General features: G+C 62.6%; 26 protein-coding genes and 2 pseudogenes. 16 read left to right on the forward strand and 12 right to left on the reverse strand.

The annotated features are described in order from the left end of the window. Nucleotides 1-28 precede the first annotated feature (28 nt). Complete coding sequence (locus tag AC3RCM_RS15115; protein ID WP_014591264.1) at nucleotides 29-628, forward strand: helix-turn-helix domain-containing protein; 600 nt, start codon at nucleotides 29-31, stop codon at nucleotides 626-628. A gap of 80 nt (nucleotides 629-708) precedes the next feature. Then, nucleotides 709-1,911: an NAD(P)/FAD-dependent oxidoreductase gene (locus AC3RCM_RS15120; protein WP_492628994.1), complete on the forward strand. Its 1,203-nt coding sequence runs from the start codon at nucleotides 709-711 to the stop codon at nucleotides 1,909-1,911. A 68-nt stretch (nucleotides 1,912-1,979) separates the two neighbouring features. Here AC3RCM_RS15120 and AC3RCM_RS15125 read toward each other — a convergent pair whose 3' ends face one another. Further along, nucleotides 1,980-2,591, reverse strand: coding sequence for an FMN-dependent NADH-azoreductase (locus AC3RCM_RS15125; protein WP_020191409.1), 612 nt, complete (start codon nucleotides 2,589-2,591; stop codon nucleotides 1,980-1,982). Nucleotides 2,592-2,724: 133 nt separating this feature from the next. Here AC3RCM_RS15125 and AC3RCM_RS15130 point away from each other — a divergent pair, with 133 nt between their 5' ends. Both AC3RCM_RS15130 and AC3RCM_RS15135 read left to right on the forward strand, forming a co-directional pair. After that, nucleotides 2,725-3,627 carry a LysR substrate-binding domain-containing protein gene (locus AC3RCM_RS15130; protein WP_003253907.1) on the forward strand — a complete coding sequence of 301 codons (903 nt, stop codon included), beginning with the start codon at nucleotides 2,725-2,727 and terminating at the stop codon, nucleotides 3,625-3,627. Next, nucleotides 3,620-3,979: an MmcQ/YjbR family DNA-binding protein gene (locus tag AC3RCM_RS15135; RefSeq protein WP_012052560.1), complete on the forward strand. Its 360-nt coding sequence runs from the start codon at nucleotides 3,620-3,622 to the stop codon at nucleotides 3,977-3,979. Before AC3RCM_RS15130 ends, AC3RCM_RS15135 begins: the two co-directional genes overlap by 8 nt. A 58-nt stretch (nucleotides 3,980-4,037) precedes the next feature. Here the strand turns inward: AC3RCM_RS15135 and AC3RCM_RS15140 are convergent, their stop codons facing one another. Then, nucleotides 4,038-4,451, reverse strand: coding sequence for a DUF1294 domain-containing protein (locus AC3RCM_RS15140; protein WP_064491057.1), 414 nt, complete (start codon nucleotides 4,449-4,451; stop codon nucleotides 4,038-4,040). Beyond that, entirely contained in the window at nucleotides 4,444-5,274 is an 831-nt protein-coding gene (locus tag AC3RCM_RS15145; RefSeq protein ID WP_003253910.1) for an undecaprenyl-diphosphate phosphatase, read from the reverse strand. The genes AC3RCM_RS15140 and AC3RCM_RS15145 overlap by 8 nt, the downstream gene beginning before the upstream one ends. 390 nt (nucleotides 5,275-5,664) lie before the next feature. Here AC3RCM_RS15145 and mcpP (AC3RCM_RS15150) point away from each other — a divergent pair. From mcpP (AC3RCM_RS15150) to AC3RCM_RS15205, 12 genes and pseudogenes are all read left to right on the forward strand, one after another. Beyond that, nucleotides 5,665-6,288 (forward strand): annotated as a pseudogene (mcpP, locus tag AC3RCM_RS15150) (methyl-accepting chemotaxis protein McpP); the annotation flags it as partial. 411 nt (nucleotides 6,289-6,699) lie between these two features. After that, nucleotides 6,700-7,209 (forward strand): annotated as a pseudogene (mcpP, locus tag AC3RCM_RS15155) (methyl-accepting chemotaxis protein McpP); the annotation flags it as partial. 329 nt (nucleotides 7,210-7,538) lie between these two features. After that, nucleotides 7,539-8,105, forward strand: a complete 567-nt coding sequence (gene pnuC, locus AC3RCM_RS15160) for a nicotinamide riboside transporter PnuC (protein WP_409320411.1) — start codon at nucleotides 7,539-7,541, stop codon at nucleotides 8,103-8,105. Beyond that, entirely contained in the window at nucleotides 8,102-8,671 is a 570-nt protein-coding gene (locus AC3RCM_RS15165) for an AAA family ATPase (RefSeq protein ID WP_064491055.1), read from the forward strand. The genes pnuC and AC3RCM_RS15165 overlap by 4 nt, the downstream gene beginning before the upstream one ends. A 297-nt stretch (nucleotides 8,672-8,968) precedes the next feature. After that, nucleotides 8,969-9,406 carry a functional amyloid chaperone FapA gene (gene fapA / locus AC3RCM_RS15170; RefSeq protein ID WP_014591274.1) on the forward strand — a complete coding sequence of 146 codons (438 nt, stop codon included), beginning with the start codon at nucleotides 8,969-8,971 and terminating at the stop codon, nucleotides 9,404-9,406. A gap of 1 nt (nucleotide 9,407) precedes the next feature. Further along, nucleotides 9,408-9,986: a fibril amyloid subunit FapB gene (gene fapB, locus AC3RCM_RS15175; RefSeq protein WP_064491054.1), complete on the forward strand. Its 579-nt coding sequence runs from the start codon at nucleotides 9,408-9,410 to the stop codon at nucleotides 9,984-9,986. Nucleotides 9,987-10,035: 49 nt separating this feature from the next. Beyond that, nucleotides 10,036-11,487 (forward strand): amyloid-like fimbrin subunit FapC, encoded by a 1,452-nt coding sequence (gene fapC, locus AC3RCM_RS15180; RefSeq protein ID WP_064491053.1) that lies wholly within the window; start codon nucleotides 10,036-10,038, stop codon nucleotides 11,485-11,487. 61 nt (nucleotides 11,488-11,548) lie between these two features. After that, nucleotides 11,549-12,229, forward strand: a complete 681-nt coding sequence (fapD, locus tag AC3RCM_RS15185) for a fibril amyloid maturation endopeptidase FapD (RefSeq protein WP_020191416.1) — start codon at nucleotides 11,549-11,551, stop codon at nucleotides 12,227-12,229. Nucleotides 12,230-12,274: 45 nt separating this feature from the next. Continuing rightward, entirely contained in the window at nucleotides 12,275-13,027 is a 753-nt protein-coding gene (gene fapE / locus AC3RCM_RS15190) for a fibril amyloid subunit FapE (protein WP_010953760.1), read from the forward strand. A gap of 46 nt (nucleotides 13,028-13,073) precedes the next feature. Beyond that, the gene (gene fapF / locus AC3RCM_RS15195; RefSeq protein WP_004577464.1) at nucleotides 13,074-14,354 is read left to right on the forward strand and encodes a fibril amyloid transporter FapF; all 1,281 of its coding nucleotides are present in this window, start codon (nucleotides 13,074-13,076) and stop codon (nucleotides 14,352-14,354) included. Nucleotides 14,355-14,489: 135 nt separating this feature from the next. Further along, nucleotides 14,490-16,691, forward strand: coding sequence for an LTA synthase family protein (locus AC3RCM_RS15200; RefSeq protein WP_064491052.1), 2,202 nt, complete (start codon nucleotides 14,490-14,492; stop codon nucleotides 16,689-16,691). Between the two features lie 94 nt (nucleotides 16,692-16,785). Continuing rightward, nucleotides 16,786-17,514, forward strand: a complete 729-nt coding sequence (locus AC3RCM_RS15205) for a DUF899 domain-containing protein (RefSeq protein WP_198747073.1) — start codon at nucleotides 16,786-16,788, stop codon at nucleotides 17,512-17,514. A 918-nt stretch (nucleotides 17,515-18,432) separates the two neighbouring features. Here the strand turns inward: AC3RCM_RS15205 and ureG are convergent. The 9 genes from ureG to AC3RCM_RS15250 all read right to left on the reverse strand — a co-directional run bounded on the left by ureG (nucleotide 18,433) and on the right by AC3RCM_RS15250 (nucleotide 25,199). Further along, nucleotides 18,433-19,056 carry an urease accessory protein UreG gene (gene ureG / locus AC3RCM_RS15210; RefSeq protein WP_003253923.1) on the reverse strand — a complete coding sequence of 208 codons (624 nt, stop codon included), beginning with the start codon at nucleotides 19,054-19,056 and terminating at the stop codon, nucleotides 18,433-18,435. 11 nt (nucleotides 19,057-19,067) lie between these two features. Further along, nucleotides 19,068-19,742 (reverse strand): urease accessory protein UreF, encoded by a 675-nt coding sequence (locus AC3RCM_RS15215; protein ID WP_492628995.1) that lies wholly within the window; start codon nucleotides 19,740-19,742, stop codon nucleotides 19,068-19,070. Next, nucleotides 19,742-20,287, reverse strand: coding sequence for a HupE/UreJ family protein (locus AC3RCM_RS15220; RefSeq protein WP_064493089.1), 546 nt, complete (start codon nucleotides 20,285-20,287; stop codon nucleotides 19,742-19,744). The genes AC3RCM_RS15215 and AC3RCM_RS15220 overlap by 1 nt, the downstream gene beginning before the upstream one ends. Nucleotides 20,288-20,305: 18 nt before the next feature. Next, nucleotides 20,306-20,815 (reverse strand): urease accessory protein UreE, encoded by a 510-nt coding sequence (ureE, locus tag AC3RCM_RS15225; protein ID WP_064493090.1) that lies wholly within the window; start codon nucleotides 20,813-20,815, stop codon nucleotides 20,306-20,308. 9 nt (nucleotides 20,816-20,824) lie between these two features. Beyond that, on the reverse strand, nucleotides 20,825-22,528 hold the full coding sequence (ureC, locus tag AC3RCM_RS15230; RefSeq protein WP_014591285.1) for an urease subunit alpha: 1,704 nt from the start codon (nucleotides 22,526-22,528) through the stop codon (nucleotides 20,825-20,827). Then, nucleotides 22,525-22,842 (reverse strand): urease subunit beta, encoded by a 318-nt coding sequence (locus AC3RCM_RS15235; protein WP_010953752.1) that lies wholly within the window; start codon nucleotides 22,840-22,842, stop codon nucleotides 22,525-22,527. The genes ureC and AC3RCM_RS15235 overlap by 4 nt, the downstream gene beginning before the upstream one ends. A 19-nt stretch (nucleotides 22,843-22,861) precedes the next feature. Continuing rightward, complete coding sequence (locus AC3RCM_RS15240; RefSeq protein WP_003253929.1) at nucleotides 22,862-23,164, reverse strand: urease subunit gamma; 303 nt, start codon at nucleotides 23,162-23,164, stop codon at nucleotides 22,862-22,864. A gap of 9 nt (nucleotides 23,165-23,173) precedes the next feature. Next, on the reverse strand, nucleotides 23,174-24,007 hold the full coding sequence (locus AC3RCM_RS15245) for an urease accessory protein UreD (protein WP_492628996.1): 834 nt from the start codon (nucleotides 24,005-24,007) through the stop codon (nucleotides 23,174-23,176). 277 nt (nucleotides 24,008-24,284) lie between these two features. Beyond that, on the reverse strand, nucleotides 24,285-25,199 hold the full coding sequence (locus AC3RCM_RS15250) for a site-specific integrase (RefSeq protein ID WP_004576552.1): 915 nt from the start codon (nucleotides 25,197-25,199) through the stop codon (nucleotides 24,285-24,287). Nucleotides 25,200-25,483 lie beyond the last annotated feature (284 nt).

Below are 25,483 nucleotides of genomic sequence, written 5' to 3' on the forward strand. Positions count from 1 at the left end.
CTGCGGCTTTTGCGATGGACCGACGCGCATGAGCCAACCCCCCCAGCCCCCCGCCAGCGAACCCGGGGGCGCCGCGCCGCAGTTCCTCGGCACCCGCATCCGCGGCCTGCGCAAGCGCCGCGGCATGACCCTGGCGGAGCTGGCCGCACACAGTGAACTGACCGCAGGCTACATCAGCCAGCTGGAGCGCAACCTCTCCTACCCGTCGATCCCGGCGCTGTTCAACATCGCCCGCAGCCTGGGCGTGACCATCCAGTGGTTCTTCGCCAGCGAGGCCACCACCGCGCCCGAAGACCAAGGCTATGTGGTGCGGCGCAACAGCCGCCTGAGCGTGCATTACGAAGATGGCATCGTCGATCAACTGCTCACCCCCCAGCCCAACCGCCAGCTGGAGATGCTGCACTCACGTTTCCCGCCAGGTACCTACAGCCAGCAAAGCTACAGCCACGACGGCGAAGAAGCCGGTTACCTGCTCAGCGGCACGTTTGAGCTGTGGGTAGGCGAGCGGCATTTCCAGCTGAGTGAAGGCGACAGCTTCAGCTTCTCGAGCCAGGAACCTCACCGCTACGGCAACCCCGGTGAAGTGGATGCCGTGGTGATCTGGGTGATCACGCCGCCAACATTCTGAAGCACTCCAGCAAGCACTGGTAACACCGTTGACCGGCAATACGGTCTACCTTGTCCACCGAACTTCAAAGGAGCACAACCATGAAGCAGATCCTGATCATTGGTGCGGGCTTTGCCGGCCTGTGGAGCGCACTCAGCGCCATCCGCCAGCTTGACCTCAACGGCAACAAAGGCGTCGAGGTCACCTTGCTCGCGCCCCAGGCTGAACTGCATGTGCGTCCGCGCTTCTACGAGCCAGACGTGCATACCATGGCCGCACCACTGCAGGCGCTGTTCGACGCTGTCAATGTCCGTTTCGTGCAGGGCACGGCCTACCACATCGATGAAGCGGCCCGCCGCGTGGGCTATCGCACTCGCAGCGGCACTCGCTGCACCCTGCCCTACGACCGTCTGATCATGGCCTGCGGCAGTGAGCTCGAGCGCCCTGACATGGTCGGCATCGAGCATGCCTTCGACGTCGACAAGCTCGACAGCGCCGCACGCCTGGAAACCCACCTGAAGTCACTGGCCAGCCTGCCGAACACGCCGGCACGCAATACCGTGGTGGTAGCCGGGGGCGGCTTTACCGGCATCGAGACGGCCACCGAATTGCCGGCCCGCTTGCGCGCGACACTGGGTGAAGACGCCGCGTTGCGCGTAGTGGTAATCGACCGCGGTGCCAGGATTGGCGCAGCGCTGGGTGACGGCATCCGCCCAGCCATCGAGCAGGCATGCGAGGCCCTGGGCGTGGAGTGGGTTTGCGGTGCCACAGTAGTTTCGGTAGACCCTGCCGGTGTGCAGCTGGACAACGGCCAGCGGATCGACGCCAGCACGGTGGTCTGGACGGTTGGCTTCAAGGCCAACCCGCTCACCGAACAGATCAGCGGCGAGCGCGACAACCGCGGCCGCTTGCATGTCGATGGCAACCTGAAGGTCAAGGGCAATGATGCCGTGTATGCAGCTGGAGACGTGGCCTACGCCACCTGTGACGAGCTTGGCAATCATGCCGTGATGTCGTGCCAGCATGCGATTGCGCTGGGGCGCCATGCGGGCAACAATGCCGCTGCCGAGTTGCTTGGCGTAGCACCAATGGCTTACAGCCAGCCCAAATACGTGACGTGCCTGGACCTGGGGGCCTGGGGCGCGGTGTACACCGAAGGATGGGACCGTGAGGTTTCGCCACCGGAGGACAAGGCCGAAGCCAAGGCGCTGAAGCGCCAGATCAATTCAGTGTGGATTTATCCGCCAGCGGCTGACCGGGCATCGGCCCTGGCGGCAGCTGATCCGCTTATCCCGGTGGCCTGAACGCTTCTACAGGTTGGAGTGGCCTTGTGCTTCGACAGGGCCACGCTTGCAACCAACCGCTCCCTTGATCAGGCAGCAGCAAACAGCTCGTTGGCAATCTGCGCCTGTGCAGCATCGATCGCCTGGCTGCGCTGCTCCGGGCCATAGGCCAGGCCGTGGGCCCGGACGATTTCCAGGTCGGTAATACCGATGAAGCCCAGGAACACTTTCAGGAAGTCTTCATGCCCGGCGCCAGTCGGCTGGCCAGCGTGCAGGCCACCCGCAGTGGAAACCAGCACCACTTTCTTGTTGCCGCACAGGCCTTGCGGGCCGGCTTCAGTGTAGCGGAAGGTCTTGCCGGCGACGGCCACGCGGTCAATCCAGGCTTTGAGCTGGGTCGGCACAGTGAAGTTGTACATGGGCGCACCAATCACCACGGCATCGGCAGCCAGGAACTCTTCGAGCGTCTCGGCGCTCAGCTTGGCTTCGAAAGCCTGGGCTGCGTCGCGTACGTCTTCAGGGGTGCCTGCAGCGACCAGGGTGGCAGCGGAGAAGTGGGCGATGGCATCGGCAGCCAGGTCACGATAAACCACTTCAACGCTTGGGTCTGCAGCCTTCCAGGCTTCGACCACTTCACGGCTCAGCTGACGCGAGGCGGAATTGTCGCCCAGGATGCTCGAATCGATGTGCAACAGTTTCATGGGACTCTCCTGTGAGTGAAGACCGCAGCTGTGGGCGATCACGATGGGGAGAATCCTATCGAAGTGACCAATAGCTGATAAGTAAGCAAAAATGCGTTAGTTTGTCCCACATATGGAACAGTGAGACATTCCCATGCAAGACCTCAACGACCTCTTCTACTTCGCGCGCGTCGTCGAAGCCGGCGGATTCGCCGCCGCCGGGCGCCAGCTGGGCATTCCCAAGTCGCGCCTGTCGCGGCGTATCGCCGAGCTTGAAGAGCGCCTGGGCACACGCCTGTTGCAGCGCACCACCCGGCAACTCAAGCTCACCGCAGTAGGTGAACGTTACTTGCATCATTGCCAGGCCATGTTGCTGGAGGCCGAAGCCGCCGACGAGACCGTGGCCAGCATGAGCAGTGAGCCGCGCGGGCGTTTACGGGTATCGTGCCCGGTGGCACTGGCACACGCCTTCCTGCCGGATGTGATCAGCCGCTTTCTCGAGCAGTACCCGCTGGTGCAACTGGACATGGTATTGCTCAACCGCCGGGTCGACCTGATTTCCGAAGGCATTGATGTGGCGTTGCGCGTACGCGACCTGGGCGACGAAGATCCGGCCCTGGTCACCCGCCGCCTGCGCCAGGCGCAAATGCAACTGGTGGCCGCACCCGGTTTTGCCGACCACATTCGCGAACCGGGCGAGTTGGCATCATTGCCCGTACTGGGCGCAGCCGAAGCAGACCGGCTGGTACACTTCCGCCTGTTCGGCCCCCATGGCAAACAGCAGGAAATAGCGCTGGAGCCACGCTTGGCGATCGACGATTTCGTAGTACGTAACGCTGCTGTACGTGCCGGCCTGGGGTTCACTGCGCTGCCCAGCATGTTCTGTGAAGAGGAACTGGAACGCGGCGAACTGGTGCGCCTGCTGCCAGACTGGTCGCTGCCGGGTGGCTACCTGCAGGCGGTTTACCCACACCGGCGTGGCCTGCTGCCTGCAGTCCGGGTGTGGATCGATCACCTGGCGGCGTCATTCGAGGCTTGTGGAGAGCGGTATGTCTGAACGGAAGATGAGCGAAGCCCAGGTAGCGGCATTTTGCCTAAGCCTGCCGGGTGCGCGGGAAGACTACAAATGGGGCGGCATCCGAGTGTTTTCGGTTGCAGAAAACAAGATGTTCGCGGTTCTCGACCTGGCGGGTGCCGGGTTGTCGTTCAAGGTAGCCGACGAGCTGTTTCTGGGTTATTGCGATCGCCCCGGGATACGGCCGGCGCCGTACCTGGCGCGGGCACGGTGGGTCAGCATGGCGCCGCCCTACCCCATGGGGCGTGATGAACTGTGTGATGTGTTGCAGCGGTCGCACCAGCTGGTAGTGCGTCGGTTGCCCAAGCGGTTGCAGGTGGGGTTGGTCATGTGATCGACCTGTACCGGCCCTTTCGCGGCTTTACCCGCGAAGAGGCCGGTACAACTGCACATCAGCCAAGGGGCAGATAACGCCCGTCAAGAAACAGCCAGTCTGCCCAGAACACCTGGTGCAGCAGCACAATCCCCCAGCACACCACCTGGAACGACACCTTGCGGGTCTTGTGCCGAAACAGCTGCTGCGCCAATAGCGCCCCCGGCCAACCACCGAGCAGTTCACTGGCATGCAGCACTTTCTCGGGTGTACGCCAGGCCTGGTTACGTGCCTGCTGCTTGTCCTGCCAATACAGCAACAGGCTGATCAGGCTCATGGCCGGGTACAACGCCAACGGCCACCAGGCCTGATCGTTCCAGGCCATGCGCGCCGCCCCCAGGCCGGGCAACAGGCAAAGCACGCCCAACAGCAGCAGCTTCAGGCGCACGTTGCGCACGCCTTCAGCCCGTTGCCCACGCAGCGCCTCAGCCATGTGCCGTGGACCAGTCGACCCAACCGAACTGCCAGGTCGCCAGAATGAACAGGCCGAACACAATGCGATACCAGGCAAATGCCGCGTAGCTATGGTTGGCAATGAACTTGAGCAACGCCCGTACGGCAATCATGGCGAAGATGAACGAAGTCACGAAGCCGAGCGCGAACACCGGCAGATCGCCGGGCTGGAACAAGTCACGGTATTTGTAGCCCGAATACACCGCCGCACCGACCATGGTCGGCATTGCCAGGAAGAACGAGAACTCGGTCGCTGCCTTGCGCGACAGGCCGAACAGCAGGCCACCGATAATGGTAGAACCGGAGCGCGACGTGCCCGGGATCATCGCCAGGCACTGGATGAAGCCTATTTTCAGCGCATGGCTCCAGCGCATGTCGTCCACATGGTCCACCTCCACGCGGTGCTCACGGCGCTCGGCCCAGAGCATGATCACGCCCCCCACCACCAAAGCCGCCGCCACGGTGACGGGGTTGAACAGGTATTCGTGAATAAGGTCGGCGAACAGCACACCCAGGACCACCGCCGGCATGAACGCCAGCAGCAGGTTGCCCGTGAAGCGGCGCGCCTTGGGCTGGTGGGTCAGGCCGAAGACCACTTCGAAAATCTTGCTGCGAAACTCCCACACCACCGCCAGGATCGCCGCCAGCTGAATGATGATGTTGAAAGCCATGGCCCGTTCGCCGCCAAAACCGATCAAGTCGGCGACGATAATCTGGTGACCGGTACTGGAGATCGGCAAAAACTCCGTCAGCCCTTCGACCACGCCTAAGATGATTGCCTGGAAGGCAGTCCAAAAATCCATCATTCCCCCGGATGGAGCGCTGCTTGTCGCAGGCCCCTTGTTCTTGATTTGCTTGAAATTGCCTTACACGGCCCGGCTTTTTTACAGCGACTGTTGGGCGCAACGCCAGTAGAAAAGTTCACGCCTGTTAAAGGTTTCATCTTGCGCGGCCGAAATCCTGACAGAGCCCCTTGGCAATCGCTTTACCTGACCCGTTGCAGACTATCACCAACATAGCACTTAGCCATTAGTCGGGTGTGGGCTCGCTGCAAAGCATGCTTCGATGCACCTCAATAAAAAGAACAATGCGGGAGCTGATGGATGAACACTCTGAGATCGATGTCAATCAGTCGGCGCCTGTGGCTGATCCTTGTGGTGGCGGTGGCCATGCTGGTGGTACTGGGCCTGCTGATGCTGCGGCAGATCCATGGTGACCTGTACCAGGCCAAGGCGGAGAAAACCCGCCACGTGGTGCAGACCGCCGCGGGTGTGCTGGCCTATTACCAAGGCCTGGAAGCTGCCGGCACGCTCAGCCGCGAAGCCGCCCAGCAACAGGCGCTGCAGGTAGTGCGCGCGCTGCGCTACGACCATGACGACTATTTCTGGATCAACGATCTGGGGCCGAAGATGATCATGCATCCGGCCAACCCCAAGCTCGACGGCCAGGACCTTTCCGCCATCCGCGACCCCGATGGTTTCGCCGTGTTCAACGAAATGGTCGCCCTTGCCCGCCAGCAGGACGCCGGCCCGGTCAACTATCGCTGGCCCAAGCCCGGCGCCAGTGAGCCGGTAGCCAAGACCTCGTATATTCAGCTGTTCAAGCCGTGGGGCTGGATCATCGGTTCGGGCGTGTACGTCGATGACGTGCAGGCCGAATTCGCTCGCCAGTTACGCGACGCTTCGCTGGTTGGCGTGGGCATTGCCCTGCTGATGGCGCTGGTGGTCATGCTGATTGCCCGCAGCATCGCCCGCCCGCTGCAGGAAGCGGTGCAGGCAATGGGTAACATCGCCAGCGGCGAAAGCGACCTGACCCGGCGCCTGGACACCCATGGCCGCGACGAGATCACCCACCTTGGCGAGCACTTCAACCGTTTCAACGGCAAACTGCAAGGTGTCGTCGGCCAACTGCAAGGCGCGGCCCACGCATTGGCCCAGTCCGCCGGGCACGTCGGTGACAATGCAGGTGCCGCACAACAGCGCAGTGCCCAGCAATCGTTACAGATGGACCAGGTGGCCACTGCAGTCAATGAGGTGACCTACGCCGTGCAGGACGTGGCCAAGACCGCTGAACAGGCCGCCGGAGAAATGCGTACGGCACAACAACAGGTGACGCACGGCCAGCAGGCCATCCACGGCAGCCTGGCGCAGATCGACCGCCTGTCGCTGACCATCGATGAGGCCGTACAGGTAATCCGCGACCTGGCCGGCCACAGCACGCGCATCGGCGGCGTGCTGGACGTGATTCGTTCCATTGCCGAACAGACCAACCTGCTGGCGCTGAATGCCGCCATCGAGGCGGCACGGGCTGGCGAGCAAGGCCGAGGCTTTGCCGTGGTCGCCGACGAGGTGCGACTGTTGGCCCAGCGTACAGCACAATCGACGGCCGAGATTCATACCATGATCGAGCACCTGCAGAGTCAGTCGGACGCTGCGGTCAAGGCCATAGACACCAGCAGCGAGGCATCGCGCCAGACTGTCGAACAAGCACGCGAGGCCGGCGCCAGCCTGGACGCCATCAACCAGGTGCTGAACAACCTCACCGCATTGAACGCCTCCATTGCCAGCGCCACCTTGCAGCAGTCGCATGTGGTCGAAGAGATCAACCGCAATGTGCTGGATACTGCCGGGTTGTCGCAGCAGACCGCCGATGCGGCGCGTCAGTCCAGCGATGCCGGGGTGGCATTGGGGCGCTTGAGCGAAGAGCTGGAGCAGTTGTTGCGGCAGTTCCGGGTCTGAGAACAAGCCCTTTGGGGGAGCGGGCAGGCCTGCTCCAGCAGGTATCGAGTGACCTTGAAGCCTGTGCTGCAACCTGTGGGAGCAACTGTCTTGCTCAATTTCTGAAAGCTGGCGCGATCCGAGTGGGAGCTCAATTTCTAAAAGCTGGCGCGATCCCTGTGGGAGCGGGCATGCCCGCGAAGGAAGCAACGCGGTGGATGGCACCGGCGCTGCCGGTGTTCGCGGGTAAACCCGCTCCTACAAAGGGGTATCCCACCGCTGCGCCCTACACCTTCACCGGCCGACCCGCTACAATCTCGCCCCTTCCCCGTAGTCTCCAAGGATCGCCGATGTCCGGCCTTGAACTCATTGCCGCCCTCCTCGGCGTAACCGCTGTCTGGCTCACGGTCAAGCAGAACGCCTGGTGCTGGCCGATCGGCCTGGTCATGGTGCTGATCTATGGCTGGCTGTTCTACGAAGTAAAGCTGTACTCGGGCATGTTGCTGCAAGTGGCCTACGCCATCCTGCAACTGTACGGCTGGTGGCAATGGAAGCGCCCCGACCACGCTGAAGACGCCCGTCAGGTCTCCCGTCTGCTACGCCCGGCACTGCTCACCGGCCTGGCCGCCGGGGTGCTGCTGAGCGCTGCCCTCGGCGCGGCCATGGCCAACTGGACCGATGCCGCCCTGCCCTGGCTGGATGCCACCCTGACCGGATTCAGCCTGGTAGCGCAACTGTGGATGGCGCAGAAACGCCTGCAGTGCTGGCCACTGTGGGTCGTGGTCGACATCGTCTATGTGGGCCAATACCTGCATCAGCAGCTGTATTTCACCGCAGGCTTCTTCGCCGTGCTCACCCTGATTGCTGTACGCGGCTGGCTGGAATGGCGGCGCGACCCGGCGTTGGTACAGCCATGAGTGCGCCGCAAGCAATGAAAGTGCTGGTACTGTGCGGCCCAGAATCCAGTGGCAAAAGCTGGCTCAGCGGGGTGATCCAGGCACATTTTGGTGGCGTGGTGGTGGGCGAATACGTGCGTCATTTCATCGACCAGCAATGCCGTGACACCTGCTACGCCGATATTCCCGCCATCGCCCGCGGACAACTGGCATGGGAGGACCGTGCACGTGAGCAGGCGCCCCCGCTGCTAATTCTGGACACCCACCTGCTAAGCAACATGCTCTGGAGCCACGCACTGTTCGACGACTGCCCAACCTGGCTGGAAGAGGCACTGCTGGCACGGCGTTACGACCTGCACCTGTTGCTCAGCCCGCAAGGGGTGGACTGGATTGCCGATGGGCAGCGTTGCCAACCCGACCTCAGTGATCGTCAGCGCTTTTTCGACGACAGCCAGGCGTGGCTGAGGCGACACAACCAACCGCACCAAATACTTGATGGCAATTGGCCGCAACGCCAATTGCTGGCCCTGCAATCGGTTGCTATGCTGCTTGGTAGCGATGCGCCATCATGCCCAACCGAGTGTTAAACCACTGACACACCCCGGTGGGGCAAAGCCCCCGAAATTGCGGGGCTTCCCCCTGTCCTGGGGGCAGTGTCAAGCCCGTGAAACACACTTGCAAAAACCCTTCCCATCAAGGCCACAGCTGACTTTGCCGGCAACGCGCAGGGCAAGCTGTTTCAAGCCTGAGACAGCATGCGCCGCATTTTGTCAGCCTCTTGCCCTAACTATCTGATCTGAAACGTATTCTAAAAAGCGGCACACCTTCTGCTCTGTCGTTCGCATCGCTGAACAGGCCCAGCGCTCAAAGAAGGAGTTGCCGTCGTGAGGAAACGTGACAAACGCCTCTATCACCTATTACTGGTGGGTTGTGTACTGGGGTCACTCAGCCTGACGGCTCAGGCGGACAAGGGGATCATCATCATCAAGCGCGATGTGCAGGTGCGCAACGCGACCATCCCGCCGCTGATTCCAGACCCGAGCCCTACCACCGTCAATGCCAACCCTTCTGCCCACGTGCTCAAGCAAACCAACGAGCTGAGCGATGGCGATTTCGCCAGCATCAGCAGTGGTGCAGGCATCAGCAACCTGGTCACCCAGCAGACCAACAACCTGGGTGGCAACCTCGGCAACCAGAACCAGCTTCCCAACTTGGCGGGCGGACGCGGTACGGGGTCGGGTAACGGTATCTCGAACATGGTCAACTCGAGCGTGCAGCGTGGCCTCGCGCCGCTGCAGATTCTGACCGGCGGGGGCAAGTGAGATGAAGCGCACACTGCTGATGCTGGCCGCCCTTTGCACTGCACCGGCCTTTGCGCAATCCCTGGTTCCGGTCATCAACAACGCTGATATCGACAGCTCCGGCAGCCGCTATCAGGGCAACCTCTCTGTCAACCAGGCCGCTGGTGACAAACAGCAGCAGGTCAATGCGCGCGCCATCGCCGTCGGCCCCGAAGCCAATGCAAGCACTCAGATCCGGCAACGGCTCAACACGCCCGCCGACCCCGCGATGGACGCGCGCTCAACCATCCAGGGCAACGCTTTCAGCAACGGCAGCGGCGCCCTGGGGGTCAACCAGAGCGCAGGTGCCAACACCCAGCAAGCCAACGCACTGAGCATCAGCATTGGTGCACAACCGCAAAGCATCGACGACAGCGTCCTCATGCAACAGAACGTGGCGCTGATCAACAACTCAGGAGCAACTGACATTCCAGCAGGCTATCGCCAGGTCACTACCAGTGACCAGGCCTTCACCGGTAGCCGAGGGGTGATCCAGTTGAACCAGAGTGCCGGGGTGGGAAACCGAATGGCCAACACCTTGAGCATCCGGGTCGCGGATTGACCCTGCAGTTAAGAACGACACTTAACCTAATAGCGTACGGAGAATCACCATGAAACCCTCGATGGCAATCAAGCCTCTGGTTTTCGCAATTGCTGCGGTCATGGCTGTTGCTGTACAAGCTGGGCAAAATGATCGGCGTAATGACCACCATAACGGCCACCATAACAATGGTCATCACAATCCTCCACCCACCAAGATCCCTGTGTATGCAACGGCCAATGCCTGGGATACCCAAACCAGCACTCGCAACCGCATCTCCAATGAAGGCACCATCAACGAAGCCGAGATGAGTGACTCTGGCACCGGCTCCAGCGGCAACGTTGGCATAAACGTGGCGGCCGGTAACGGCAACCAGCAAGACAACGCCGCTGCCATTGCCAACGCAGGCTCCGACTCGAGCCTGGACAACAGCTTCGTGTTCGGCATGGCCAGTGCCACGGCTGACGTTGTGCAAACCAGCAGAAACAACCGGGTCGACAACTACTCGACCCAGTCTTCGGCTGTGATGAGCGGCTCAGCCAGCGGGGCTGAGGGCAACATCGGCATCAACGTTGCCGGTGGCGACCTCAACCAGCAGAAAAACACCATGGCCATCGCCAACACCGGTGCTCCGCTGGGCAACGCCACTGCCACGGCTTCGGCCAATCAGGACGGCCCAGGCCTGGTTGTAAACAACAGCGCCGACCGCACCTACCGGGTGGATACGATTACCATCACCAAGTCGGCCAGCGGCTCAAGCTCGAAGGAAGGCAGCTTCAACTCGACCGACGACCGCAGCTCGTCTTCGAGCTTCAGCCTCGCCGGTGCGCATAGCGCCAGCTCCAGCGGCTCCAGTGGCTGGGACTCCAGCGGCTCGCAATCCAGCAGTGCCAGCGGCTCCCACAACTCGAGCGCAAGTGGCTCGTTCGGCTGGGATGCCAGTGGCTCTGCCAGCGGCAGCCACAGCGCGTCGAGCAGCGCCAGCCTGACAGCCTCGCTGGACGCTGACGTTAGCGCCTCGCGTACCCGGACCACCGACTTTGGTCGTTTCGAGCGTACCGATTCCAGCTCCTTCGAAGGCTCGCTGAATGCGTCGCTGGATGCGTCGATCGACAAGTCGCACGAAAGTGCATACGACTCGTCGTTCGAGAAAGCATTCGACTCCAACTACGACAAGTCGCATCAGTCGTCCTACGACAAGTCCAAGGAGTCTTCGTACACCAAGTCTCACGACTCTTCGTACGAGAATGCTTCTGCGTCTGAGTTCTCGAAGTCTGGCGAGCATTCGAAAGAATCCTCGAACGACGTTTCGAAGAGCTACAGCGAAAGCAGCGCTTACGACTTGAGCAATACTGTGTCCTTCCAAGTGCTGACCCCGACCGGCTGGGCCAACCCCGTCACCAACACTGCAACCCTTAGCGGTTCGGTGAACGGTGGCAGCGGTAACCTGGGCGTGAACGTAGCAGCCGGTGTGGGCAACCAGCAAAGCAACTCGCTGGCCATCTCCAACACCTCGTTCTGACCGCTGTGCTTGAGGCCCCCTTCGGGGGGCCTTTCTTCAACACACCGTAAGGCACCCGATCATGCGTATTTTCGCCTTGGCGTTTTTGCTGTGCCTGGCCAGCGTGAGCGAAGCTGCACAAATGCCGCTGTCCGTCCTGCCGGGCGGCGCCGTGGTGTTCAAACCGATCCAGAGCTTGCGCGAACGCAAGTTCGCCGACCTGGTGCAACAAAAGACCGACTTCAGCTGCGGCGCGGCCGCGCTGGCGACCATCCTGCGCCAGGCCTACTGGCTGGATGTGGACGAACATCAGATCATCGAAGGCATGCTGGCCCACGCCGACCAGGACCTTGTGCGCACGCAAGGCTTCTCGATGCTCGACATGAAGCGCTACGTCGAAAGCCTCGGGATGCGTGCCCGCGGTTACCGGGTGGCGCCCGAAACCCTGCACAGCGTGCGCATTCCTGTCGTGGTGCTGATGGATGTGCGCGGCTACAAGCACTTCGTGGTCATGCAGAAAGTCGACAAAGGTTGGGTGTACGTCGGTGATCCGGTGCTGGGCCACAAACGATACAAGGTCGACGATTTCCTCAAGGGCTGGAACGGCATCATCTTCGCGGTGATCGGCCAGGGTTACGACAAGAACAACATCCTGCTCGACCCGCCCCTGCCACTGACCGCCAAGGGCCGGGTGAACAACTTCACCCCCGTGCAGGACTCAGAGCTGCTGGACTTCGGCTTCATCAGAAGCGACTTCTTCTAACGACTGTTCTAATGACAAGGAGCATGAGGCTCCAGGGAGCATTTCATGAAGACTTCATTGTGGTTGGCCATCGCCTGCCTGGCAGCCAGCTTGCCCAGTCACGCAGAGGCGTTGAAACCCATTGAACTGAAGGACCAGGAGCTGGCGAACCTGCGGGGCCGCTATGTGATGCCCGGAAGAATCGTGAGCTTCGGCATCGTCATGTCCAGTACTTGGCAAAATACAAAAGGGGATGTGATCGGGGCAACGTCCACGCTGCAGGTTCAGCAATCGACCATCAAACCCCAGTTCTATGTGTCGATGATTGACAAAAAAGGCGCAGGTCCGGCGCCGAGCAACGCTTCTGCTGCCGGGACTGGCGTGGTAACGGGCGGCAACGGCCTGACCACCACCGAAGGTGTGACCCAGGTGGTCCGTGCAGCCGGTGACAACAACGCCGCTTACAACAACGTCGATATCAACGTGACCAAAGCCAACCAGGCACCCGCCGTACAACAGCAAGGCCAGGTACTGGCCGCCGGCCAGACCCTGGTCGGGGAAAATGGCGCCGGCGCGCTCAGTGTGTCTTCCAGCGGTGTAGGCGTGCAGCTCAACATCAATGCCAGCAACAACCAGGGCAGCAGCGTTCAACGCCTGGCCCAAGGTGGCCTGCTGCAGAACTCGACGCTGCTTGGCAATGGCAACCTGGTCAACAACGTCACCACCCTGAACGTTGTCATGCGCGAGAGCGTGCCGACAGCGGCTTCCCTCAACGGTAGCCTCGACCAGCTCAAAGGTCTTCGCACCTTCGGATACTGATCTACGCTCAGTCTCATCGAAAGTAGTTGGAAGGGACGGCAACTCCATGTACCGATCTTTTACGCTCCGAGCTTTTGTGTGCTTGACGACCTTGGCCCCCGCCACCGCACTTTACGCAGCCGCCGACCCACAAGTCGAAGCGCTGAAGCAGGAACTGATTGAACTCAAACGCCGCTATGAGGCACAGCAACAGGCACTGATGGTGCTGGAGCAACGTGTGCGCCAAGTCGAGGAGGCCCCTGCTGCCGCGCAACCCAAACGCTTGGTCAAGTCTCCGGCCGAGGGGGTGAAAGGTGCGCAGACCGTCGCTTCTGGCGCACCGGGCACTACAGGGAGCTCCTACGGCCAGGCGCTGACAGCCGATTCCGAGCCGGCGCAAAGCGTTTCCAACCTGTATGACGAAGCCAGCGGATTCTTTGGCGGGGGCAAGTTCAGCTTCGAAACCGGCGTCACCTATACCCATTACGATACCCGTGCGCTGACCCTAAATGGCTTTCTGGCACTGGACTCGATCTTCCTCGGCAGCATCAACCTCGACCGGATCAAGGCTGACAACTGGACCCTGGACATGACTGCCCGCTATAACCTGGCGCAGCGCTGGCAGTTCGATATCAACGTCCCCGTGGTTTACCGCGAGTCCACCTACTCGTCCGGTGGTGCGGGGGGGGCCGGGGCAACCACTTCCGATGCCAGCGTGACCCGCGACCCGGAAATCGGCGATATCAACGTCGGGGTTGCCTACAAATTCCTCGACGAGGACGAAACCTGGCCTGACGCAGTGGCCACCCTGCGCATCAAGGCACCGACCGGCAAAGACCCCTACGGCATCAAACTGCGCGAGGTGGACGGCAACAACAACCTCGCGGTACCGGAAAGCCTACCGACCGGCAACGGTGTATGGTCGATCACACCGGGCATCTCGCTGGTCAAGACCTTCGACCCGGCCGTGCTGTTCGGCAGCCTGTCCTACACCTACAACATGCAAGACTCGTTCAGCGACATCAGTCCGCAGGTGAACAGCAAGGTGCCGGGTGACGTCAAGCTTGGCGACTCGTGGCAGATCGGCGGGGGCATCGCCTTTGCCCTTAACGAAAAGATGAGCATGTCGTTCTCGGTATCTGACCAGTTCGCCCGCAAGAGCAAGATCAAACCTGATGGCGGCGACTGGCAATCGATCTCCAACAGTGACTACAACGCCGCCAACTTCAATATTGGCCTGACCTTCGCCGCCACCGACAACCTGACCATCGTGCCCAACCTGTCCATTGGTCTGACCGATGACGCACCTGACTTTTCTTTCAGCCTGAAATTCCCTTATTACTTCTGATAGTTGCCATCGGCCGGGCCTGTGCGAACGGGCCCGGCTTTGGTTACAAGCCTTGTAACCGGCCGCCTTCCCTGCCCTGGCCTGATATCATCAAGCACAGATGCATGACGATTTAATGGCAAAAGGGAAGTTTTTGTGAAGAACCTGTCCGACCACCCAAGCACCCGGCTTGCCACTTTGGCGGCTCTGGTGCTGGTGATCCCACTGGGTACGCGCGCCATGCTGGGTTGGTCCAACCCGTTCGGTTACCTGTCCGATCTCGCCCTCGGCAGCCTGTTGATAGTGCTGCTACACCGCAGGCCGTGGTGGCTGGCGCTGCCGGTGCTGCTGGCCTGGGCGGCGCTGTGGGTGGCCTCGGCCGAACTGGTGAGCGCAGTGGGCCGACTGCCCACCAGCGCCGACCTGAACTACCTGACCGACCCGCAATTCATGGAGAATTCGACCGGTGGCGGCCTGGCCCATGCCTGGCTCCCCTGGGCCCTGGGTGGCGGCCTGCTGGCCTGGCTGGCCTTTGCGTGGCGCAGCCGTGCTCGGCGTAGCCAGCCACTGCCGCGCAAAGCCTGGGCCATACCCGTACTGCTGTTCGGCGCGCATTGGGGCAGCCAGCAGTTGCTACCTTCCGATGCCGACCAGTGGCGGCAATACAACCTCCCCCACCAGTTGATGTCTGCCGGCGTCGGTAACCTGCAACGCCAGGTCGAAGGCTGGATGGGCCACACGCAAACCTTCACCCCGCTGGCCAGCAGCGGCCTGACTCAATCCGACCTGCATGGGCAAAGGCTGCTTGCCGGCCCGGGAAGCGCCCGCAACTTGCTGGTGATTACCCTGGAAGGCATCCCGGGCGCCTACCTGCGACCTAACCGCCAGGCGCTGAACAGCCATTTCAACGAAGACTTGATGCCCAAGCTCAGCAAATGGGCCGAGCGCGGCATGAACACCCCAGACTACGTGCTGCACACCCACCAGACCATCCGTGGCCTGTATGCGATGCTGTGCGGCGATTACGACAAGCTGGCCAACGGCACGCCCAAGGGCGTGGAACTGCTGACCCAGAACCAACGCAACCAGGCCTGTCTGCCGGCACAATTGCGCCAGGCCGGTTTCACCACCCACTACCTGCAAGGCGCGGGCCTGCGCTTCATGGCCAAGGACCGCATCATGCCGCACATCGGTTTCGAAGCGGTGCATGGCCAGGAGTGGTTCAGCAACAAGAACTACCTGCACTTCCCATGGGGCAAGGATGACCGCGCTTTCTTCGAAGGCGCCCTGGGCTATGTGGGCCAGTTGCAGAAGCAGGACAAGCCATGGATGCTGACGCTGCTCACCGTGGGCACCCACCAGCCCTATTCGGCGCCGGCCGAGTACCTCGAGCGCTACGCCACACCGAAACAGGCAGCGGTCGCCTACCTGGATGACGCAGTCGGGGCATTTCTTGACAATCTTGAGCGCCAGGGCGTCCTCAAGGACACACTGGTGGTGGTGACTTCCGACGAGTCCCACGGCATCGATGGCGTGCGCCTGGCCTCGTCCTGGGGCTTCAATCTTACCCTGGCGCCGGAGCAGGCCCAGCTGCCAACCATCAAGCGCGGCACCTACGGCCATATCGACCTGGCCACCTCGCTGCTCGACTACTTCGCACTGCCCATTCCCGTCGCGCTTGGCGGTCGCTCGCTGTACCGCGACTACGACAGCGGCCGCGAGATGATCTCCTACACCAACGGCATGCTGCGCTACCACAACGGCCAGGGCCTGTTCACCGAATGTGACTTCCAGCAGCGCTGCCGGCGTTATGCCAGTGAAGGCTTCATCGCCGACCAGGCCCGCTACCTCGGTCCGGCCGACAGCCTGCTGGGCCAACAGATCGGCGCCTTGGCCGTGGTGCTCGACCAGTCCTTGCTGCAAACCCCGCTCAACCTGCGTTACCAGTTCGGCGGCCCTTCGCCGATCAAGTTGCGCAAGCGCATTGACGATGACTGGGCCGACAACCTCATTGGCGCCCAGTATCTGGAAATGCCCGGAGGCTCGCACACCCGCGTGCGGGTCAAGGTCCGCTCGCTGGACCCCAAACGTGCGGCCTACATCCGGCTCAAGGCCAAGCAGTTGGAACAGGACGTGCCGCTGGGCCTGCCAGAAGAGGTAAAGGTCACCACCGACGCGCCACTGGAGATGGAGTTCAGCTTCGACAACCCGACCGAGCGCAAGGCGTTTTCCTTCCACTTGCTGGGCTATGGCGGCGGCAAGGTAGAAGTCAGCGACTTCAGCGTGATCACCGCCCTGCCTGGTGAGGATGACGGCGCCGATGAACGGGCCGAGGGGCATATCGCCCATTCGGGCTAAGCAGATACCGCTCATCGCCCGGCCACCGGTGCTTGTCGAATCGACCTGGTCGTACTCGACCAAGGTGTGAATCCCCCAGCGAGGAGACAGCACCATGAGCACCCGCGAAAGCAGGCACCCGGTGGTTTCCCGCAGCCAGTGGCTGGCGGCTCGCCAGCAACTGTGGCTGCACGAAAAAGCATTTACCCACCACCGCGACGCGCTAGCTGCAGCCCGTCGCGCCCTGCCTTGGGTAAAGGTCGAGCAGGATTACCGCTTCTTCGGGCCAAACGGCGCGTTGAGTCTGGCCGACCTGTTCGCAGGCCGCAGCCAGTTGCTGCTTTACCACTTCATGTTCGCCGAAGGCTGGAGCGAGGGCTGCCCCGGCTGCTCTTTTCTGGCCGACCACTTTGACGGCGCCAATCTGCACCTGGCCCACCACGATGTGTCGCTGGTGGCGGTGTCTCGGGCGCCGTATGCCGAATTCCAGGCATTTCGCCAGCGCATGGGCTGGCAGTTCCCGTGGTATTCGTCGCATGGCAGCGACTTCAACGAGGACTTTGGCGTCAGTGTCGGCAGCGAAGGCCAGCGGCAGTACAACTATGAGCCGTACGAGGGCAATGAAAGCGAGCTGCCCGGCTTGAGTGCGTTTTTCCGCGAAGGCGACGGCAGCGTGTATCACACCTACTCAACCTACGCCCGCGGGCTGGACATTCTGGTCAACACCTACAACTTCCTCGACATTGCGCCACTGGGGCGCAACGAAGGTGGGACCATGGACTGGGTGCGGCACCATGACCGCTATGAAGGTCAACCGGACAAGCCTCACTGTTGTCACAAATGATGCAGGCAACACACACCTGTGGGGCAACTGTCTTGATCAACATTCGAAGGCTTGCGCGGTCGCCCCGTAGGAGCGGGTTCACCCGCGAAAGGGCCGGGCCTGCTGGCCAATCTCGACCCGCCGTTCACCGTTGCCGCCGCTACCGTATTCGCGGGTAAACCCGCTCCTACACCTGATCGGGGTGGACACACATCGGTGATTGGACACAGCCCGTCGTGTAGGAGCGGGTTCACCCGCGAAAGGGCCGGCCCTGCTGGCCAATTTCCACCCGCCGTTCACTGTTGCTGCCGCTACCGTATTCGCGGGTAAACCCGCTCCTACACAGATTGATGATGGACACACATCGGAGGTTGGACACAGCCCGTCGTGTAGGAGCGGGTTCACCCGCGAAAGGGCCGGCCCTGCTGGCTAATCTCCACCAATCGTTCACCGTTGCCGCCGCTACCGTATTCGCGGGTAAACCCGCTCCTACACACAGATCGTTGGTGGACACACATCGGAGGTTGGACACAGCCCGTCGTGTAGGAGCGGGTTTACCCGCGAAAGGGCCGGGCCTGCGGACCAATTTCACCCGGCGTTCACCGTCGCCGCCGCTACCGTATTCGCGGGTAAACCCGCTCCTACACACAGATCGTTGGTGGACACACATCGGTGATTGGACACAGCCCGTCGTGTAGGAGCGGGTTCACCCGCGAAAGGGCCGGGCCTGCTGGTCAATTTTCACCCGCCGTTCACCGTCGCCGCCGCTACCGTATTCGCGGGTAAACCCGCTCCTACACACAGATCGTTGGTGGACACACATCGGTGATTGGACACAGCCCGTCGTAGGAGCAGGTTTACCCGCGAACACCGGCAGAGCCGGTGCCAGCCACCGCGTTGGTCTCTCTGCGGACATGCCCGCACAGAGACCTCGATCTGTCAGGCTCGCACCCCCAGCATCCCACGCTCAACGATAAAATCGATCACCGCCTGCAACCCCTCGCCCTTCTTCAGGTTGCTGAAGGTCCAGGGCCGCTGCGGCCGCATGCGCTGGGTGTCGCGCTCCATCACCTCCAGTGAAGCCCCTACATAAGGCGCCAGGTCGGTTTTGTTGATCACCAGGAAGTCGGACTTGGTAATGCCTGGGCCGCCCTTGCGCGGGATCTTCTCGCCCTCGGCCACGTCGATCACGTAGATGGTCAAGTCAGCCAGCTCCGGGCTGAAGGTGGCGCTGAGGTTGTCACCGCCGCTTTCCACGAAAATGACTTCAAGATTACCGAACTTGCGCGCCAGCGCTTCGACCGCCGCCAGGTTCATCGAGGCGTCTTCACGAATGGCCGTGTGCGGGCAGCCACCGGTTTCAACGCCAACGATGCGCTCCGGCTCGAGGGCGCCGGCCTCAGTGAGGATGCGCTGGTCTTCCTTGGTGTAGATGTCGTTGGTAACCACGGCGATCTGGTAGTGATCGCGCATGGCCTTGCACAGCGCTTCCAGCAGTGCGGTCTTGCCAGAGCCGACCGGGCCGCCGACACCGACGCGCAGGGGTTGTTGATAGCTTTGCATGCAGGCAGTCCTCAGGAACGGAACAAACGGGTGTATTGGGTTTCGTGACGCGATGAAGCGATGGCCAGCAGCGGCAGGCCGCCGCCGAGCTGGTCATCGCCCAGGGCTAGCGCCTGGTCCAGTGCAGCGGGCAAGTCGGCGCCAAGGTCGCGTAGCAAGGTCTGGGCAGCCTGCTGGCCGAACGGCACCAGCTTGACCCCGGCCATGACCGCGCCCTCCAGCCAGGCAAAGCCATGGCCCAATGCCAGCTGGCGCAGCGGGATGGCCCAGTGTGCAGCCAGCCAGGCCATACCGCCCAACTGGGTCAGCTCAAGGCTGGCGCGCCAGGCCGGTGCCTGGCCCAGTTGCCAGCCGTCGAGCAACCGCGCCAGCGCTGCGCCGCGCTGCTGTTCTTCCAGGCGCAGCTCGGCGGTTTCGCGGTTGGCCAGCAAGAACCGGCTCCAGTGGCCGAACACTTCGGCGTCTTCAGCCTGGCAAGCATGGTACAGACGCGCCAGCACCGGCCAGTCGAGGCAGGCTAGGGTGTCGTGCACCTGCTCACGCTGCCAACCGACAAAACTGTCCACGCCCCGAACCCAGCCGGCCTCGACCGCCCACTCCAGGCCTTGCGAATAGGTAAAACCACCCACCGGCAAGCCGGGGCTGGCCAACTGCAGCAGGCGCAGCAGCGCCAGGTCGCTGTTCATCAACCGGCCAGTACCAGCGCGGCGCCGGCCAACAGGCCACCGCCAAAGGCCTTCTGCAGGCCGCTGTGACGGCGCAGCAGGCAACCGACTGCAAAGCCCGCGGCCAGCAGCAAGCCGCTGACCGCGACAAACCCTGCGCTGAATTGCCAGAAAGCGCTCGGGGTGGCTTCTACGCCATGGGCCCAGCCATGGAACAGGGCGAACACCGGCATGGCCATGGCCAGCAGCAACTGGCGGCTCGGCAGCAGCACCGCCCCGGCAGCCACCAGCAGCGACACGGCAATCAGGGTTTCCATGCCCAGCACATCGCCGAACAGGTGACCGCACACAGCGCCACCGAACATGGCCGCCAGAGTCGCCAGAGGCAACGTCAGGTTGCGCCGGGTCAACGCGGCGAGCACGCCGGTGCCCAGCAGCATCAGCAGGTGATCGAGCCCGGTCAGCGGGTGCAGCAGGCCGTCCTGCAGCGGGTTGCTGTCATGGCCTGGATGGGCGAAGGCTGGCAGTGCCAGCATCAACAGAAACAGGGCGAAAGTCTTTTTCATCGGTTGCTCCAGGGCAGTTCAGGAATGGGCAGGCAGGCGTACGAACGGGTGATCGTGGCCATGGCCATGGGCATGACTGTGGCTGTGGCCATGCGGTGCACTTTGGTAAGCGCCCGCTTCAGGCTCGAACGGGGCCTGTTCGGCCTCTACCGTCAGGCCCAGCCCCCGCAGCATGTCGTCCAGCACATGGTCGTGCTGGAAGCGCAACAGCCCGGGCTCGATCTGCAGCGGTACATGGCGGTTACCCAGGTGGTAGGCGGCGCGGGCCAATAGATGTGGATCGGCACAGCGCACCGTCGACACCGCCTCGGGCGCCGCCAGCACGCGGATCAGCTGGGTGCCCTCGGCATCGGCCAGCAGTTCACCTCCGCGCAGCAGGTGGCCGCGCTCCAGCATCAGCCCGGCTTCGCGGCCATCGTCCAGGGTTACTCGCAGGCGGCTCTTGATACGGCTGTCCACGTCGAGGGTGACAGTGCCACTGACAACCCGCGTGCCGGGTTCGGAGATACGGCGGCTCAAGACAATCATTTGTGCTCCTCAGAACAGGAAATAGCGCTGGGCCAGCGGCAGTTCGCTGGCCGGTTCGCAGACCAGCAGTTCGCCATCGGCACGCACCTGATAGGTCTGCGCATCGACTTCGATCAGCGGCTGCAGGGTGTTGTGGACCATGTCCGGCTTGCGTACCCGCCGACAGCCGTTGACCACGCCAATCAGGCTGCGCAGGTTCAGCTCCTCGGCCAGCCCGCGGTCCATTGCCGCCTGGGGCAGGAATGTCATGCGTGTGGCATGCCGCGCCGCACCCAGCGCGCCGAACATCGGCCGATAGTGCACAGGCTGGGGGGTGGGTATGGAGCCGTTGATGTCGCCCATGGGCGCGGTGACGATCATCCCGCCCTTGAGCACCAGGGCCGGCTTGACCGCAAAGAACGCTGGCGACCACAGCACCAGGTCGGCCAGCTTGCCGACCTCCACCGAGCCCACTTCGTGACCGATGCCATGGGTGAGTGCCGGGTTGATGGTGTACTTGGCGATGTAGCGCTTGACCCGGAAGTTGTCGCTGTATGGGGTGTCCGGTGCCAGCGGCCCGCGACGCAGCTTCATCTGGTGCGCCACCTGCCAGGTGCGCAGCACCACCTCGCCAACCCGGCCCATGGCCTGGGAGTCGGACGAGGTCATGGCAAAGGCGCCCATGTCGTGGAGGATATCCTCGGCAGCGATGGTTTCGCGGCGAATGCGTGACTCGGCGAAGGCCACGTCCTCGGCGATGCTCGGGTCCAGGTGGTGACAGACCATGAGCATGTCCAGGTGCTCGTCCACGGTGTTGATCGTGTAAGGCAGGGTCGGGTTGGTCGAGGATGGCAGCACGTTGGCCTGGCCCGCCGCACGGATGATGTCCGGGGCATGGCCGCCACCGGCACCTTCGGTATGGAAGGTGTGAATGGTGCGGTCGCCGATGGCCGCCAACGTGTCTTCGATACAGCCCGACTCGTTGAGGGTGTCGGTGTGAATTGCCACCTGGATATCCATTTCCTCGGCCACGCCCAGGCAACAGTCGATGGCTGCTGGCGTAGAGCCCCAGTCTTCATGCAGCTTGAGCCCGACAGCGCCTGCGGCAATCTGCTCGCGCAGCGCGTCCGGCCGCGAGGCATTGCCCTTGCCCAGCAGCCCGATGTTGATCGGCAAGCTGTCGGCAGCCTGCAACATGCGCGCAAGGTACCAGGGGCCGGGCGTGCAGGTGGTGGCATTGGTGCCAGTGGCCGGCCCGGTTCCACCGCCGATGAACGTGGTGACACCGCTGTTCAATGCCTCGTCCACCTGCTGTGGGCAAATGAAGTGGATATGCGAATCGACACCACCGGCGGTGACGATCTTGCCCTCGGCCGCGATCACCTCGGTCCCTGGCCCGACTGGCACGTTCACGCCCGGCTGCACATCGGGGTTGCCGGCCTTGCCGATCACCGCGATGCGTCCATGCTTGATGCCGATGTCGGCCTTGACGATGCCCCAGTGGTCGATGATCAGCGCATTGGTCAACACCAGGTCCATGGCCTCGGCCGCCAGCATCTGGCCCTGCCCCATGCCATCGCGAATGACCTTGCCGCCGCCGAACTTCACCTCTTCGCCGTAGATCGTGAAGTCTTTCTCGACCTCCACCCATAGCGCAGTGTCGGCCAGGCGCACGCGGTCGCCAACTGTGGGCCCGAACATGTCGGCATAGGCCTGACGGGAAATACGGCTCATGCCCTGCCCTCCAGCGCGCCCATCACCTTGCCCTGAAAACCATAGACCTCACGCTTGCCGGCGTAAGCCACCAGTTGCACGGTACGCGCCTGACCCGGCTCGAAGCGCACGGCAGTGCCGGCCGGGATGTCCAGGCGAAAGCCCAGGGTGGGCGCCCGGTCGAACACCAGCGCGTCGTTGACTTCATAGAAGTGGTAGTGCGAGCCGACCTGCACCGGCCGGTCGCCATGGTTGGCCACACTGACGCTGACCGTTTCTCGGCCACTGTTCAACTCGATGTCGCCCGCGGCGACCTGGATTTCACCTGGGATCATGCGACGCTCCTTGGCGGTTTCAGACGATGGGGTCATGCACGGTCACCAACTTGGTGCCATCCGGGAAGGTCGCTTCGACCTGCACGTCGTGAAGCATTTCAGCGATACCGGGCATCACCTGCTCACGGGTCAGCACTTCACGCCCCAGGCTCATCAGTTCGGCGACTGTGCGGCCATCGCGGGCGCCTTCGAGCACCGCGGCACTGATCAGCGCCACGGCCTCCGGGTAGTTGAGCTTCAGGCCACGGGCCAGCCGCCGCTCCGCCAGCAGCGCGGCAGTGAACAGCAGCAGTTTGTCTTTCTCTCTCGGGGTAAGCTCCATGGTGCTCTCTCAGGTAGCCCAGATACGCGGTGGGCAGGCTGGCAGGCCGAGGATGGCCGGGCGCAGCACATGCCACAGGCGTTGCAGGGTGCGTTGCAGGTGTTGGTTGTCATGGTCGAGCACCCGGATCACCAGCAACGACCCGAGCAGGGTCGCACCGGCCGGGTTGCCCAATTCATCGAGTAGCGGGCGAACCTGCTCCAACACGGCCTGATTGGCAGGTGCGGCGCAGAAGGTGGCGAGTAGCGGGTGCCCACCCAGCTTGCCCAGGTGCCCGCCTGCGAGACGCAGGCGCTCATGCAGGCCAACCTCGTCAGGCAGTTCGATGTGCAAGAGGCTGTCGAGGGCGCCGTGGTCGAAACGCTCGTGCATGACCGGCCGGCCCAGGCACAGGGTTTCCCAGGCCAGCAGGCGGGCGCCCGGTTCAAGGGTAAAACGGCTGGCGAGGCTGGCCCGGGCGCCGGAGAAGAAGATGCTGTCCTGCGGCAGCCACTCCAGGGTGCTGCCCGCGGCCAGATGGAAGCGTTGGGCCAACCGCGCGGTCGGGCCGATGCTGCGGTAGAACTTGCTGGCGCCGGGCATGGTCAGCAGCGCGTGGCTACCCGGTTCCAGGTGAATGTCCAGTTCCAGGCGGTCGCCGGCGACGATGCCGCCTGGCGGGTGCAGGACATAGACATGGCACGGCGCACCTTCAGGATAGAAAGGCCGCTGCACCAAAAGAGGTCCGAAATGCTTCCACGCACCAAGGCGGGTCACGCCGTCACGCTGGACAAAGCGCAACTGCAGGTGAGCACTCCAGCCCGCATCGTCTTGCTGTTGTTCGATCTGCTCCGCGAGCGACATCCTGCGGCCCCTGAAATCCGTGGCCTGCTGGCCGTTTAGAGGGTCCGGCGCGGGCGCCTGCTAGCGCGCACGGCCTGACCACTCGATCAAATTCGCAGGCTGGATATAGCAGGTTGCGGGCCAACTTCGCAGGTGAACGATGATGAAACCTGTGCAGTGCCCGCTCTGGCATCGGGCATGCGGGGGAATGGCGCACAAAGCAGGGGCGTGTGTCGGCCCTGTTTCGGTGCCGGCATACGTGAAAATGGGGCTGCGTTGAGCCCCACAATATCAAGCCTCAGTAATCGAAGCGGTCCACGGCACGCCGACGCTCGTTGTCATCACGCCGGTCATAGATGGCCGTGGTCTGGATATTGGCATGGTGCGCCAGCTTCTGCGCAATCGACAGGTCGTGCTCTTCGATCACCCGGGTAATGAATGCCCGGCGAAAATCGTGCGGCATGATCTTCACCCCCACCTGCGCGCCGCGCTGGCGGGCTATGTAGTAGATCGCATGCTTGGTAATGCGTGCCCGGGTAATGTGATTGCCGCGACGGATGCGGTTGAACAGGAACGGGTCATCTTCCGCCCCGGCAGGCAGGTCCTGGCGGCGCAGTTCAAGCCAGGCCTGCAGCTTCTCGAACGCCCACGGCGGTGCGTACTTGACCAGCTGGTGATTGCCCTTGCCCACCACCTGCAGGCTGCGTGCCTCGAAGTCGACCTGGTCAAGGTCGATGTCGACCGACTCCGACTTGCGCATGCCGGTACCGTACAGCAAGGCAATGATCGCCGCATCACGCACCCCCTGTGGCCGCGGGTCGGCAGCGCACACATCCATCAGTTCGCGGATCAGGCTGCGGCGCAGGTTGCGCCCTGGCGGCAGGCGCGAGCCTGTGGCTGGCTTGACCTCGCGAATACGCAACAGCTGCTCGTGGTCGATCAGGCCCTGACGCCAGGCCTCGTTCATCACCCCGCGAATCGCGTTGACGTACAGCGACGAGCTGTTGGGCGCGTAACCATCGGCACGCAGGGCAGCCACCAGTGCAATCACATGGCCCGGCTCGAGCCGATGCCAAGGCACATCGACAATGTTGCAGTCGACAAAACCTAGCCGGTCGGCGGCGTCCTGAAGAATGTAGCGCATGGTTTGCTGGCTGGATGGGGCCAGACGGGCCATGTACTGCAGCAGCGGATTTTTCGAGAGGTCGGACAAAACGTGAATCCTGTAGCGAAGCGTCAGCCGGCACTGAACCAGGCAAACCCTGAAGCAAGTCAAAACGACAGCCAAGCCAGTCCGAATGACCGCAACACGCGCGTGTCATTCGGACCCTGAGAAGTGCCATCACCTTGGTATTCAAGGGCTTTGCAACTGGCACGGATCGTGATCTTACCCCAATTGATGCCTACTGAACGAACCTGCCGGTCCTGCCGCAGCCCCGGGCAGACGAAATGCCCGGTCAACACAGCCAGGCGCGGCCTTGTGTCGCGACAGGGCCC

The sequence above is a fragment of the Pseudomonas sp. GW823-FHT05G12 genome (assembly GCF_058795575.1).